Below are 13831 nucleotides of genomic sequence, written 5' to 3'. Positions count from 1 at the left end.
GGCGACCGGCGTCGCGGGTGTCAACCACCCGCTGACCTGCACAAACGGGCGAAACCGCAGGTCAGGCGGGGGTGCCGCCGAGCAGAATTCGGGTAAGAAATCGGCCGACCCTCCGGCGTGTCGCTTGCGACATGCCGGAAGGCCCCGCGAATTTCAGGGGACGACGACCGTCCCGACGGCTGTCGTGGCCAGCAGCGGGGGGTCGAGAACCGCCGACGCACCCGGCTGGTCGGGGGTGCTCGCGCCGCGCGCGACCACGTGGAGGCGGAACTCGATACGGCGCGAGCGGCGACCGGCGGCGACCAGCTCGGCGGTCGCCTCGACCACGTCGCCGGCACGCACGGGCGCCTTGAACTGGACGTCGTCGTAGGAGGCGAACAGGCCCTCGTCGCCGTCGGTCCGGATGCACAGCTCCGTCGCGACGTCACCGAAGAGGCCGAGGCCGTAGGCACCGTCGACGAGGTCGCCGGCGTAGTGGGCGTGAGACGAGGGCACGTAGCGGCGGTGCGTCACCGTCAGCCCCACGTCGGGGCCGGTGTGGTCGTTCATCGGGGTCCCTCCATCCGGTGGACGAGGTAGGACGCCACCTCGCCGGGCGTGGTGCCGCGACCGAAGATCCGGTCGACACCGAGGTCGGGCGCCATCGCCTCGTCGAAGCGCGGGCCGCCGACGACGAGGACCGGGCGCCGCTCGCGCGGGAAGGCCTCGGAGAACGCCGCGGCCATCTCGCGGGTGTTCAGCAGGTGCGCGTCGCGCTGGGTCACGACCTGGGACACCAGCACGGCATCGGCCCGCTCGGCGACCGCACGGTCCACGAGCTGCGGCACGGAGACCTGGGCGCCGAGGTTCACGACCTTGATCTCGCGGTAGTACTCCAAGCCCTTCTCCCCCGCGAAGCCCTTGATGTTGAGGATCGCGTCGATGCCGACGGTGTGCGCGTCGGTGCCGATGCAGGCACCGATCACGACCAGCCGGCGGCGCAGGGCTCGCTTGATCGCGGCGTTGACCTCCTTGGGCGTGAGCAGGGGGTAGTCGCGCTCGACGACCACGACCTTGTCGAGGTCGACCAGGTGGTTGACCCGTCCGTAGACGACGAAGAACGTGAAGTCAGGGCCCATCGGCTTCGCGTGCACCACGAGGGCCGGGTCCATGCCCATCTTGTTGGCGAGCTGCTGCGCCGCGCCCTCGGCGCGCTTGGAGTGCGGGACCGGCAGGGTGAAGCTCAGCTGGACCATGCCGTCGCCGGTGGTGTCGCCGTAGGGGCGCACGATGGTGCTGGTCATCGGCCCTCCTCGAGGAGGTCGGTGGCGGGGTTGAAGTAGTCCGGCGCCTTGCGCGCGACCCCGTCCAGGCCGCGCCCGCCCTGGGGTGGACGCTTCATGAGGCCGAAGGTGCCGTCGGCGATGGCGGCGAGCAGCGGCGGGTCGCCGGCCGCGTCGGTGTCGTGGACGATCCGGTCCAGCAGGTCGATCGTCTCGCCGAGCACCTGGCGGGCGCGGGTCGCGACCAGGCCGTCGGGCGCGGGGCGGAAGTCCTCATGCAGGCCGCCGGCGGCGTCCAGGACGTAGCGCACGTTCTGCAGCGCGAGGTCGCGGTCGGAGAGCCACGGCGTCACCACGGCCTCGGTCATCATGCCGACCAGCAGGATGCCCTGGCCGGTCATCGCCCCCACCAGGTTGAAGAACCCGTCGAGGAGGTAGCCACGGAACACGTCGCCGGTCATGTGGCGCGTGGGCGGCATCCACTTCAGCGGTGCCTTCGGGAACAGCTCGCGGGCCAGCAGGGCGTGGGCGAGCTCGAGCCGGAAGGACTCCGGGACGGCCGGGTCGATCTCGAACGCGTGCCCCAGCCCGAGCTGCCAGTCCTCGAGGCCCGCCTCCTTGGCGAAGTACTCGTTGAGCAGCTGGCTGGTCGTCACCGTGTGCGCGGCCTCGACCGCGTCGGCCGTGGTCAGGTAGTTGTCCTCGCCCGTGTTGATGATGATCCCGGCCCGCGCGTGCACCTGCCGGCTGAACCGCTGGTCGACGAAGGTGCGGATCGGGTTGATGTCGCGGAAGAGGATCCCGTACATCGAGTCGTTGAGCATCATGTCCAGCCGCTCGAGCCCGGCCAGGGCGGCGATCTCCGGCATGCAGAGACCGCTCGCGTAGTTGGTCAGCCGCACGTAGCGGCCGAGCTCCTTGCTCGAGTCGTCGAGCGCCGACCGCATCAGCCGGAAGTTCTCCTGCGTGGCGTAGGTGCCCGCGAAACCTTCGCGTGTCGCGCCCTCGGGCACGAAGTCGAGCAGGCTCTGGCCGGTGCTGCGGATCACCGCGATCACGTCGGCGCCCTCGCGCGCGGCCTGCTGGGCCTGCGGGATGTCCTCGTAGATGTCACCCGTCGCCACGATCAGGTAGATCCACGGCGTGCGCGGCGCGTCGCCGTGCCGCTTGATCAGGCGATCGCGCTCACGGCGGCGCTGGTCGATCCGGCGGATCCCCTGCCCCACGGCTCGCTGCGCGGCGCTCCGGGCCCGGGTGGCGTCGCGGCCCTCGGGCAGGCGGAACCTGACCGAGCCGGCCGCCGCCTTCTCGGCCAGCGTGCGCAGGTCGTCGGCCTGCCCCTGCACGATCGCGTCCCACACCGGCGTAGCGAGGCCGTGCTCGAGGCCGACGTCCGCCCGGACGGCGTCGGCGAGCCGGTTGACCCACGGCGTGCCCTCGCTGTCGGCGCCCGCGAGTCCGGCGAGGCGCAGCGTGGCGCGCTCGACGGAGACGGTCGTGTGCTGCTGGGCCAGCCGGACGATCGGACGACCCGCCTTGCGCGCGAGAGCGCGTGCCTTCCGGACGGTGACGGGATCGAGGTCGAGCTTGGACGCGGGCACCTCAACCACCGACCCGCTGCTCGAACAGGGCGCGCAGAGCGGGCGTCCGGCGCAGCAGGTCCAGCGCCAGCTCTGCGTGGCCGGGGACGTAGCCGTTGCCGACCAGCATCGTGACGTCGGCGGCGAGCCCCTCGGCACCGAGCGCGGCGGCGGAGAACGACGTCGCCATCGAGAAGAACACGACGGTCCCGCCGTCGCGGGTGGCGAGGACCGCGCCGCCCTCGCAGCCGGGGACGTCGACGCAGACCACGGTCACGTCTGCCGGTCCGCCCGCCTCTCCCACCGCTGCGCGGAGGGCCACGGGGTCGCGCGCGTCGGCGACGGCGACGGCGTCCGCGATGCCGGCACGGGTGAGGACCTCGGCCTCGGCCCTCGTCGGCACCACGCCGATCGTGCGGCCGGCGCCGGCCGCACGCGCGGCGACGAGGCTGAGCGACCCCGACTTCCCGGCGCCGCCGACCACGGCGACGGTCGGGCGGTCGTACCCGCGGACCACACGCTCGGTGAGCGCGGGCGCGCCGCAGACGTCCATCACCGCGAGGCTCAGCGCGTCCGGGAGGTCCTCGGGCAGCGGCGCGGCGATCGAGCGGCCGAAGAGGACGGCATGGCCGTCGCACGGCACCTGCTCGGAGCGGCCGTCCCAGCGTGCGAGCCCGTCGGTGATCAGGAGCGGCGTGAGGGTCAGCGACACCAGGGTGGCGATCCGCTGCCCGGGCACCAGGCCGAGGGGTGACGCGGGGCCGACCTCCTCGACGGTGCCGATGAGCATGCCGCCCGAGCCGGTCACGGGGTTCTGCATCTTCCCGCGCGCCGCGACGATCCCGAGCACGGCGTCGCGCACCGCTGCCCCGTCGCCGCCGTGCTCCTGCTCCAGCTGCCGGAACGACGCGGCGTCGAGGTTGAGCCGCTCGACCCGCACCCGGACCTCGTCCGGCCACAGCTCCCGGCGGGTGTCGAGCCGCTCCGCAGCCTGCGGGAGCACCGGGCGGTCGTCGACCACCCGGTGCAGCCCGGTGGGATCGCTCTGCTGGGTCACGAGAGACACCCTCGCCTCCTCCTGCCCACGCCGCAAATCGTCCGGCGTGGGATTATTTGAACCGGATGATCTTCGCGTATTGTGGCAGCCACGTGGTCCCCATCACAAACGACACACAGGAGTCCCGATGACCATCGAGACGTCGATCGCCGGTCAGCTCACCGACGCCGGCGGGCAGCCGTACCCCTATCGTCGCACCGAGCTCGTCGAGCCCGACTGGACCCGGTTCCCCGGCTGGCGCGACGTGACGCCGGCGGACTGGGCCTCCGTCCAGTGGCAGCGTGCGCACTGCGTGAAGAACGTCGGGCAGCTCCGCGACGTGCTCGGCGACCTGGTCGACGAGCGGTTCTACGCCGACCTCGAGCGGGACCAGGCCGAGCGCGCGACGATGTCGATGCTGCTCCCCCCGCAGATGCTGAACACGATGGCGCCGCACGCCGATGTTCGCGGTGCGGGCTCGCTCACCGACGCCTTCTACGCCGACCCGGTGCGCCACTACATGCTGCCGGTGTTCTCCGACCGGCGCACCGACTGGCCGTCGCACCCGCACGCCACTCGCGACTCCCTGCACGAGCACGACATGTGGGTGGCCGAGGGGCTCACCCACCGCTACCCGACCAAGGTGCTGGCCGAGCTGCTGCCGACCTGCCCGCAGTACTGCGGCCACTGCACCCGGATGGACCTGGTGGGCAACTCGACGCCCACCGTCGAGAAGCTGAAGTTCGCCGGCAAGCCCACCGACCGGCACGAGTCGATGCTCGACTACCTGCGGCGGACACCGGAGGTCCGTGACGTGGTCGTGTCGGGCGGCGACGTGGCGAACATGCCGTGGCCGCGGCTCGAGAGCTGGCTGATGTCGGTCCTCGAGATCGAGAACATCCGGGACATCCGGCTGGCGACCAAGGCGCTGATGGGTCTGCCCCAGCACTGGCTTCAGGACGACGTGGTCGAGGGGGTGGCCCGGGTCGCCGCGGTCGCCCGGTCCCGTGGGGTCTCGCTGGCGATCCACACCCACGTCAACCACGCCAACTCGGTCACTCCGATGGTCGCCCGGGCCGCGGAGGCCATGCTCGAGGCGGGTGTCCGCGACGTGCGCAACCAGGGCGTGATCCTCAACGGGGTCAACGCCGACCCGCACGTGCTGCTCGACCTCTGCTTCGCGCTGCTCGATGGTGCGCGGATCATGCCCTACTACTTCTACATGTGCGACATGATCCCGTTCTCGGAGCACTGGCGGATCTCGGTCACCCAGGCCCAGCACCTGCAGCACCAGATCATGGGCTACCTCCCGGGCTTCGCGACCCCGCGGATCGTGTGCGACGTCCCGTTCGTCGGGAAGCGCTGGGTCCACCAGGTCGCCTCCTACGACGTCGAGAACGGCATCTCGCACTGGACGAAGAACTACCTGACCTCCATCGAGAGGCACGACCCGTCGGCGCTGCACCGGACCTACGAGTACTACGACCCGATCCACACCCTGCCCGCTTCCGGCCAGGCGTGGTGGGCGCAGCACGCGGACCTCGACGAGTCCGCGCTGCGGGCGGCGGAGGTCGCCGAGGCGTCGCGGCGCACCGCGGCGCTGCAGGCCTACTAGTCGTCTAGCCCGTTGGGGCCAGCCCGAACGGGCCATGTCCGGATGGCCCCGACTTCGCGACGATCGCAGTTGACCGGGACGCCGACCCGCGTCCCCTGCGAAAGGTTTCGAAGTCATGCGCAAGAAGCTCGTGGTCGCGCTGGCGGTGGTCGTCGCCGCTCTGTTGCTCGCGACCAACCCCATGGTCGCGAAGGCCGGTGGACTGATCACCGGCGCGGACATCAAGGACAACTCGGTCAAGGGCGCCGACGTCAAGGAGAGCAGCCTCGGGGCGGTGCCGAAGGCGAACGCCCTCACGCCCCTGCCCTCGGGCCAGAGCGAGTCGGGTGCGTTCAGCGCCGCCGGGGCGAACTCTGCCGGCTCCGGCGGGTGGATCGCCTTCGACATCAACTACCCGCGTCCGCTGGCGACGGCGATCCCGGACGGCAACATCGTCGACACGGCGTTTGCCGCCGACGCGGCACACTGCCCCGGCGCCGGCCAGGCGGCGCCCGGTTACCTGTGCCTCTACCCCAGCGCCCGCAGCGGCGTCGGCGAGGCCTACGGGTACTCCGACGACAGCCCCTACAGCGAGCTTCCGGTGTCCGTGGGCGTCGGGCTGTACGTCCCGGTCACTGGCGGAACGCCCTACTACAACGGCGTCTGGACGGTGACGGCGCCCTGATCGCTAGCCCGTGACCGGACGGTTCTCGTAGTAGGTCGACAGCACGATCGTCGTACGCGTGGACACGTTCGCCGCGGCACGGATGCGGGCGAGGAGGTCCTCGAGGTCGGCAGGACTCGGGGAGCGGACCTTGATGACGTAGGACTCCTCGCCCGCAACCGACCAGCACGACTCGATCTCGGGAAGCGCCTCGAGCTGCCGGGGCGCGTCGTCGGGCTGGGAGGGGTCGATCGGGCGGATCGAGATGAAGGCCGTCAGCGGCAGTCCGATCTCCGCGTGGTTGACGGTCGCGCCGTAGCCGAGGATCAGCCCGCGCTGCTCCAGCCGCTTGACGCGCTGGTGCACGGCCGAGGTGGAGAGGCCGGTCGCCTTGCCGAGGTCGGTGTAGGACATCCGCCCGTCCGTCGCGAGCAGCTCGAGGATCTGGCGGTCCGTGCTCTCGACCCCGCCGACGCTCTGGCTCACATCCGTCACCCTAGGGCATCGGCGCGCAGGCAGAGCCTACGATTCGGCGGGTGAACAGCGACGCGGGACGCCTGATGCTCCTCGACACCGCCAGCATGTACTTCCGGGCGTTCTTCGGCGCGCCCGAGGCACCGGCACCGGACGGCACGAACGTGAACGCCGTGCGCGGGATGCTGAGCTACATCAGCCAGCTCGTCGACCAGTACCGGCCCACCCACCTGGTGTGCTGCTGGGACGAGGACTGGCGGCCCGGCTGGCGGGTCGAGCTGCTGCCGACGTACAAGGCACACCGCGTGGTCGAGGCGGTGCCCGCGGGGCCCGATGTCGAGGAGGTCCCCGACCCGCTCGAGGCACAGCTGCCGATCATCCTCGACGTGCTCGCGGCCTACGGGATCGCCGTCGTGGGCGCACCCGAGCACGAGGCCGACGACGTGATCGGGACCCTCGCGACCGACGCCGGGATGCCGGTGGACGTCGTGACCGGCGACCGCGACCTGTTCCAGCTCGTCGACGACGACGCCGGCGTGCGGGTGCTCTACATCGGAAAGGGCGTCGGCCGGCACGAGCGGGTCGACGAGTCCTGGGTGCTGGAGAAGTACGGCGTGGCCGCCCGCCAGTACGCCGACTTCGCCACCCTGCGCGGCGACCCGTCGGACGGCCTGCCCGGCGTGAAGGGCGTCGGCGAGAAGACCGCGGCGACGCTGCTCCAGCGCTTCGGCGACCTGCCGTCGCTGGTCGCCGCCGCCGGGGACCCGGCCAGCGACCTCGCCCCCGGGCCGCGCGGCAAGATCAAGGAGGCGGCCGACTACCTGCTGGTCGCGCCGAAGGTCGTCGCGGTCGTGCGCGACCTCGACCTGCCCCGCGGCGACGCCCTCGCGCTGCCGTCCGCTCCCGCCGATCCCGACGCGCTGGACGCGCTCGTCGAGCGGTGGGGCCTCGGGTCCCCCGCCGAGCGGCTCACCAAGGTCCTCGCCGGCTAGTCCAGGACCTCGCGGAGCTTCGCCGCGAAGGCGGCCGGATCGTTGGCCGGCGACCACTCGTTGGCGACGAAGCCGCCGTGGTCGCCGGGGAACTCGAGCGCCTCGACGCCGAGCAGGGCGGCCAACGCCTCGCCACCGCGCCGCGGCATCGCGGCACCGCTGGTCGCGCCCACAGCCGGCACGATCCGCACCCCCGCCGCGCGCAGCGCCTCGCCGTCCGGGACGTAGGGCGGCATCGTCATGTTCCGTCCGAGCAGCGCGTCGTCGCGGCGGCCGTCGTCCTCGGCCGGGAACCCGAACTGGGCTGGGTCGGGCGCGGGTTGGTCGAGGAAGTCCGCCGGGAGCGGCCCCTGGTGCATCACCAGCTGGATGAACCTCGCCATCGCCGGGCCCTGCCCGGCGCGCTGGTAGGTGGCGACGATCTCGGCCGTCACCCGGTCCAGCACGTCGCGGTCCTCGAGCAGCACCGTCAGCGGCGGCTCGTGCGCGACCACGGTGCCGACCCCGTCCGGGTGCGCCAGCAGCCAGGGGAGCACGGCGACCGCTCCCCCGCTGGACGCGAACACGTCGACCGGGGCGAGGCCGGTCGCCTCGACGACGCGGTGCAGGTCGTCGCCGTGCACCTCGTAGGACAGTGGACTCCCGTCCTCCATCGAGCTGCGGTCGCCGACCCGCGGGTCGTAGGTGATCACCGTGCGGTCGCCGAGGTGCTCGAGGAGCTGCTCGAAGCCGGAGGCGCCCATCGGAGAGCCAAGGACGAACAACGGCCGGTGGTCCCCGGGCTCGGCCGGCTCGCGGACGTCGTAGGTCAGCAGGGCGCCCGGCGCCTCGACGGTGCGGGTGGTCGGCTCGGTCATGGTTCCTCCTCGTGGCGGCTGCGCGGGTGCTGACCGGTCGCGGCGGCCGGAATCATCGCTCAGCCGGGGAGCACGATGCCGCGCCGGATCAGCCCGATCAGCTCGCGCGCGGTCCCGCGAACCGGCGTGCCCGCGGCGGCGTCGGCGATCTGCCCGGCGAAGTCGACCAGCTGCTTCATCTGGCGGACGAAGTCGCCGGCCGTCAGGTCGGCGCGGCCCAGCAGGCCGTCGAGGTCGTCGCCCTCGGCCCAGCGGTACGCCGTCCAGGCGAAGCCGGCGTCCGGGCGGCGGAGGAAGTCCAGGTGGTGGTCGCGCTCGAGGCGCTCGAGGTCGGCCCACAGCCGGTGCATGCCGTCGATGGTCTGCCCGACGCGCCCGCCCGGGACCGAGGGAGGTGCCTCGTCCGGCCGACGCGCCTCGAAGACGAGGACCGACAGCACCGCGCCGAGCTGGGCGGGCGACAGGTCGTCCCACATGCCCACGCGCAGCGCCTCGGCGGCGACGAGGTCGAGCTCGGAGTAGATCCGCATCAGCCCGCGGCCGCGCTCGGTGACGGCGTCGCCGTCGAGGTAGCCCAGGGCGTCCAGCACCTCGCACACCCGGTCGAACTGGCGTGCGACGGTGTTGGTGCGGCGCTCGATCCGACGCGCCAGCACCTGGCTGTCGCGGTCGAGCTTGAACCAGCGCTCGGCCCAGCGGGCGTGGTCCTCCCGGTCGGCGCAGCCGTGGCACGGGTGGGACCGCACCTGCGCGCGCAGGTCGGCGATCTCGGCGGCGGCGCGGTCGTCGACGAGGCCCTTCTCGGCCCGCGGGCGGGTCACCGACAGCGGCAGCGCGTGCACGGCGTTCTTCACCGAGTCGGCCACCTGGCGGCGCTGGGCGGCGTTGCGGGTGTCGAGCTTCTTGGGGATCTTGACCCGGGCCACGGGCTCGACCGGCGTCGGGAAGTCCGGGAGGGCGAGCCGCCGCGCCTGTCGCTCGGTGGTGACGACCAGCGGCCGGTGGCCGTGCTCGGACAGGCCGGGGTCGACGACCACGGCCGGGCCGGCGTACTTGCCGGCGGGGACGACGATCACGTCCCCCGGTCGCAGCCGCTCGAGCGACTCCGCCGCGTCCGCGCGGCGGTCGGCGCGCCGGGTCCGGCTGGCCTCCTTCTCCAGGTCGGAGATCCGGCGGCGCAGGGCGGCGTACTCCATGAAGTCGCCGAGGTGGCACGCCGCGGCGTCGGCGTAGCCGGCGAGGGCGTCCTCGGCCTTCTTCAGCTGGCGGGCCAGGCCGACGACGGCCCGGTCGGCCTGGAACTGGGCGAACGACTGCTCCAGCAGCTCCCGGGCCCGGTGCCGGCCGAACTGGTGCACCAGGTTGACCGCCATGTTGTACGACGGCCGGAAGCTCGAGCGGAGCGGGTAGGTACGGGTCGAGGCGAGACCGGCCAGCTCCCGCGGGTTCATCCCGGGCTGCCACAGCACGACCGCATGGCCCTCGACGTCGAGACCGCGGCGACCGGCACGACCGGTGAGCTGGGTGTACTCCCCCGGTGTGATGTCGGCGTGCGTCTCGCCGTTCCACTTGGTCAGCTTCTCCAGGACCACGGTGCGCGCGGGCATGTTGATGCCGAGCGCGAGGGTCTCCGTCGCGAAGACGACCCTGACCAGGCCGCGCAGGTAGAGCGCCTCGACGACCTCCTTGAACGCCGGCAGCATCCCGGCGTGGTGGGAGGCGACGCCGCGCGAGAGCGCGTCGAGGAAGTCGTGGTAGCCGAGCACCTCGAGGTCCGCGCTCGGAAGCGAGCCGAGCGCCTCCTCGACGTACGCGATGACCTCGTCGCGCTCCTCGGCGGTCGTCAGCCGGAGGTTCGCGTCCAGGCACTGCTGCACCGCCGCGTCGCACCCGGCCCGGCTGAAGATGAACACGATCGTCGGCAGCAGCCGCTCCCGCTCCAGGCGGTCGATCACGTCGACCCGGCTCGGGATCCACACCCGCCGCCCGTTGCCGACGGCACGCGGGTTCTTCGAGGACCCCGGCTTCCCCTTCCGCGGAGACCGCCGGTCGCGCATCAGCCGGCTGCTCGCCCAGTCGTCGCGGGCGATGCGCATCAGCTCGTCGTTGACCGGCGCGCCCTCGCGAACGAAACCGGCGGCGGCGTCGACGTCGGAGGACGCGAACAGGTCGAGGAGGCGTCGCCCCACCATGACGTGCTGGTAGAGCGGCACCGGCCGCCGCTCGGCGACGATGGTGCTCGTCTCGCCGCGCACCGTCTCCAGCCACTCGCCGAACTCCTCGGCGTTGGAGACCGTCGCCGACAGCGACACCACGGTCACCGACTCCGGGAGGTGGATGATGACCTCCTCCCAGACCGCGCCGCGCGACCGGTCGGCCAGGTAGTGCACCTCGTCCATGACCACGAAGCCCAGGTCGATCAGCGTCCGCGATCCGGCGTAGAGCATGTTGCGCAGCACCTCGGTGGTCATCACGACCACCTGCGCCTCGCCGTTGATCGTGGTGTCGCCGGTCAGCAGCCCGACGCGGTCCGCGCCGTAGCGGGCGACCAGGTCGTGGTACTTCTGGTTGGACAGCGCCTTGATCGGGGTCGTGTAGAAGGTCTTGCGACCGATCTCCAGGCCGAGATGGACCGCGAACTCCCCCACCAGGGTCTTGCCGGACCCGGTGGGCGCCGCGACGAGGACGCCACGGCCCTCCTCGATCTCCTTGCACGCCTCGACCTGGAACTCGTCGAGGTCGAAGTCGTAGCCGGCGACGAAGTCCCGGAACACGGGGTGCCGGGCGTCACGACGGTACGACGCGTAGCGCTCCGCCGGCGACAGGTCGGCGTCCATGCCCGCCAACCTACAAGGCGGGGTGGCGAGCCACTGGCTATGCCAGCACCGTGATCGCGCCGGGGACGCACTCCACGGTGAGCGGCAACGGACCGAGCCGCTCGCCGTCGGCGTAGGCGACGATCCCCGGCGACGCCACGGTGACCCTGCGGACCCGGTGCCGCTGGAAGGCGGGGTGGTCGACGTGGGTGCCCTTGAACAGCTTCGGGTAGGTCCGGACCAGCTCGGCCTTGCTGAGCGGGCCGATCACGACCACGTCCAGCAGCCCGTCGTCGAGCACGGCCCCCTCGGCGATCCGCAGCCCACCGCCGAACGACGGACCGTTGCCGACCGCGACGAGCATGGCCTCCAGCGCCAGGTGGCGTCCGTCGAGGTCGAGCTGGTAGCGCAGCGGCTCGAAGACCCGCAGCTCGGCGATCGTCGCGAGGTTGTAGCGCATCTGGCCCCGCGGCCAGCTCATCCGGTTGGCCCGCTCGTTGACCACCGCATCGATTCCGGCCGCGAGCACCGTGCCGAACCAGCGGTCGCCGGTGCGCGCCAGATCCATCGGGCGCGGACGCCAGCGCAGGATCTGATCGGCTGCCGCCACCGCGTCCCCCAGCGGTACGCCGACCGACCGCGCGGCGTCGTTCCCGGTGCCGGCCGGCAGGAACCCGAGCGGGACGTCGCTCCCCGCGAGCGCCTGCAGGGCCAGGGACACCAACCCGTCGCCTCCGCACACGACCAGCGCGTCGACCCGGTCGGCCACGGCCTTGCGCGCGAGGTCCAGCGCGTCGCCGGCGTCCCGGCCCGCCACGGCGTGCACGCGGTGCCCGGCGGCGCGGAGCCGGGCGATGCCGGCATCCCGGACGGCGAGCGCACGACCCTTGCCGGCCACCGGGTTGGTGAGGACGACCAGGTCACGCGGCACGCCGGTCAGCCTAGAGGTCCGTCAGCCGCCGCGGTCCCAGCCGCCGCCCTCGCGGGCGACCCGCAACCGCACCGAGAAGTGGTCCGGCGGAGCGCCCACCGCCTTCGCGAGCCGGCCCACCGCGTCGAGGACGCGGGGCGCGGAGAAGTCGGTGCCGGGTGCGCCGAGGGTCAGCCGGCCGTCGTGGGCGAGCAGGTGGACCTGGCCGTGCCGCCAGGACTCGTGGATCCGGACGCGGGTCGGGCCGTCGACGACCGTGCGCGGATAGGCCACGTCCCCGGCCAGCAGGTCGCAGGGCAGCTCGGCGGGACTGCTGTCGCTGCGCAGCACTCCCGGCAGGACACCCGCCGACAGCCGCCCGGCGGCGGACCAGGTGACCGTCTCGACGCCGAGCCACTCGGGCAGGTCGAAGGCCTCGATCGTGGTCCAGGCCGGTCCGGAGTAGCCGTCAGTCAAGGGGCGAGGCCTCGTCGGGCGAGAGACCTTCGTTGAGGTCTCGCTTGCCGCGGCGGCGGTCGTTGAGCCGGGCGATCACCTCGGAGATGCCGAAGAGCAGCACCATCGGGACCGCCATGAACGTCATCGTGAACGGGTCCGTCGACGGGGTCATCACCGCCGCGAAGACGAAGACGCCGACGATGATGAACGGGCGGTACTGGCCCAGTGCCTTCCCGCTGACGATCCCCGCGAGGTTGAGCAGCACCACGAACACCGGGATCTCGAACGCGATGCCGAACCCGAGCAGGGTCCGGCTGAAGAAGGTCAGGTAGTCGTTGAACTCGACCAGGTTCGTGACGTGCGCGGGCGTGAACCCGATCAGCACCTCGAGTCCCTTGGGCAGGGTCACGTAGCCGAGCACAATCCCGACCAGGAAGAGCGGGCCGGCGACGGCGAAGAAGACCCGGCTCCACTTCTTCTCGTTCGCGTGGAGTCCGGGGAGGATGAACGCCCAGATCTGGTAGAGCCACAGCGGCGCGGTGCCGATCACCGCGGCGAGGCCGCAGAGCTTGAAGAACAGGATGAAGCCGCCGGCGGCGCCGTTGGTCGTCGCCTGGGTCTGCCCGTTCGGCAGCGACTCCTGGGCGTGCCGGTAGGGCCCGATCACCAGGTGCAGGAGCTGGTCGTAGAAGAACATCGCGACGATGAACCCGACGAGCAGGAACAGCCCGGACTTCAGGATGCGGGCGCGCAGCTCACGTAGGTGGTCCGAGAGGGCCATTCGGCCGTCGGCACCCACGGGGTGCACCGGGCGGCCGACGAAGAGCTGGACGACGCCGGTGAGGGACAAGTCGGTCAGGGAGGGTCGGGTCAGCCGCTGGTGGTGTCGCGCCGCGGCTCGACGATCTCGCCCTCGGCGACCTCGTCACCCGACGGGAGCTCGGCCGTGGTCGGCGTCACCGGGGTGGCCGGCTGGGCCGGCTGCTCCTCGTCGTCGTCGTCACGGAGGCCCTTGGTCTCCGCCTTGAAGATGCGGAGGGCCTGGCCGCTGCCGCGAGCGAACTCCGGCAGCTTCTTGGCGCCGAAGAGCACCAAGATCACCAGCACGATCAGGACGAGCTCCCAGCCGCCCGGCATCGCAACGAGTGCTGTGGTCATGGCTTCCTCTCACCTTCGTGGACGTCGTC

14 protein-coding genes are annotated in these 13831 nt (G+C 72.1%); 3 read left to right on the top strand and 11 right to left on the bottom strand.

What is annotated here, in order from left to right:
* Positions 1–153 precede the first annotated feature (153 nt).
* Genes kal through kdd form a run of 4 tightly spaced genes read right to left on the bottom strand, consistent with a single transcriptional unit; the run spans position 154 to position 3899 of the window.
* Complete coding sequence (kal, locus tag ABD709_RS13400) at positions 154–549, bottom strand: 3-aminobutyryl-CoA ammonia lyase (RefSeq protein ID WP_344776188.1); 396 nt, start codon at positions 547–549, stop codon at positions 154–156.
* On the bottom strand, positions 546–1283 hold the full coding sequence (gene kamE, locus ABD709_RS13395; RefSeq protein ID WP_344776186.1) for a lysine 5,6-aminomutase subunit beta: 738 nt from the start codon (positions 1281–1283) through the stop codon (positions 546–548). Before kamE ends, kal begins: the two co-directional genes overlap by 4 nt.
* Positions 1280–2872: a lysine 5,6-aminomutase subunit alpha gene (gene kamD / locus ABD709_RS13390; RefSeq protein ID WP_344776184.1), complete on the bottom strand. Its 1593-nt coding sequence runs from the start codon at positions 2870–2872 to the stop codon at positions 1280–1282. The genes kamE and kamD overlap by 4 nt, the downstream gene beginning before the upstream one ends.
* Positions 2865–3899, bottom strand: a complete 1035-nt coding sequence (gene kdd, locus ABD709_RS13385) for an L-erythro-3,5-diaminohexanoate dehydrogenase (protein WP_344776183.1) — start codon at positions 3897–3899, stop codon at positions 2865–2867. Before kdd ends, kamD begins: the two co-directional genes overlap by 8 nt.
* Positions 3900–4026: 127 nt before the next feature.
* Here kdd and ABD709_RS13380 point away from each other — a divergent pair, with 127 nt between their 5' ends.
* Together ABD709_RS13380 and ABD709_RS13375 are read left to right on the top strand one after the other, a co-directional pair.
* A complete protein-coding gene (locus tag ABD709_RS13380; protein WP_344776182.1) occupies positions 4027–5493 on the top strand; it encodes a KamA family radical SAM protein in 1467 nt (488 codons plus the stop codon).
* Between the two features lie 115 nt (positions 5494–5608).
* Entirely contained in the window at positions 5609–6157 is a 549-nt protein-coding gene (locus tag ABD709_RS13375) for a hypothetical protein (protein WP_344776181.1), read from the top strand.
* A gap of 3 nt (positions 6158–6160) precedes the next feature.
* Here ABD709_RS13375 and ABD709_RS13370 read toward each other — a convergent pair whose 3' ends face one another.
* Complete coding sequence (locus tag ABD709_RS13370; protein WP_344776179.1) at positions 6161–6622, bottom strand: Lrp/AsnC family transcriptional regulator; 462 nt, start codon at positions 6620–6622, stop codon at positions 6161–6163.
* A 50-nt stretch (positions 6623–6672) separates the two neighbouring features.
* On the opposite strand from ABD709_RS13370, the gene ABD709_RS13365 reads away from it, so the two are divergent.
* Positions 6673–7602, top strand: a complete 930-nt coding sequence (locus ABD709_RS13365; protein ID WP_344776177.1) for a 5'-3' exonuclease — start codon at positions 6673–6675, stop codon at positions 7600–7602.
* Here the strand turns inward: ABD709_RS13365 and ABD709_RS13360 are convergent.
* From ABD709_RS13360 to tatA, 6 genes are read right to left on the bottom strand one after another with little or no spacing between them, the layout of a single operon-like run.
* Positions 7599–8459: an alpha/beta fold hydrolase gene (locus tag ABD709_RS13360; RefSeq protein ID WP_344776175.1), complete on the bottom strand. Its 861-nt coding sequence runs from the start codon at positions 8457–8459 to the stop codon at positions 7599–7601. The two genes, ABD709_RS13365 and ABD709_RS13360, sit on opposite strands and share 4 nt — an antisense overlap.
* A 59-nt stretch (positions 8460–8518) precedes the next feature.
* Positions 8519–11296 carry a DEAD/DEAH box helicase gene (locus ABD709_RS13355; protein ID WP_344776173.1) on the bottom strand — a complete coding sequence of 926 codons (2778 nt, stop codon included), beginning with the start codon at positions 11294–11296 and terminating at the stop codon, positions 8519–8521.
* A gap of 37 nt (positions 11297–11333) precedes the next feature.
* Entirely contained in the window at positions 11334–12206 is an 873-nt protein-coding gene (locus ABD709_RS13350; protein WP_344776171.1) for a diacylglycerol kinase, read from the bottom strand.
* A gap of 21 nt (positions 12207–12227) precedes the next feature.
* Positions 12228–12662: a hypothetical protein gene (locus tag ABD709_RS13345; RefSeq protein ID WP_344776169.1), complete on the bottom strand. Its 435-nt coding sequence runs from the start codon at positions 12660–12662 to the stop codon at positions 12228–12230.
* Positions 12655–13494, bottom strand: a complete 840-nt coding sequence (tatC, locus tag ABD709_RS13340) for a twin-arginine translocase subunit TatC (protein ID WP_344776167.1) — start codon at positions 13492–13494, stop codon at positions 12655–12657. Before tatC ends, ABD709_RS13345 begins: the two co-directional genes overlap by 8 nt.
* A gap of 20 nt (positions 13495–13514) precedes the next feature.
* Positions 13515–13802 carry a Sec-independent protein translocase subunit TatA gene (tatA, locus tag ABD709_RS13335; RefSeq protein WP_344776166.1) on the bottom strand — a complete coding sequence of 96 codons (288 nt, stop codon included), beginning with the start codon at positions 13800–13802 and terminating at the stop codon, positions 13515–13517.
* Positions 13803–13831: the final 29 nt, after the last annotated feature.

This window comes from Nocardioides panacisoli, from assembly GCF_039537325.1.
GTDB classification, from domain to species: domain Bacteria; phylum Actinomycetota; class Actinomycetes; order Propionibacteriales; family Nocardioidaceae; genus Nocardioides; species Nocardioides panacisoli.
The sequence above is the reverse complement of the archived record's forward strand: the minus strand, read 5'-3'. Positions and strand labels throughout refer to the sequence as shown.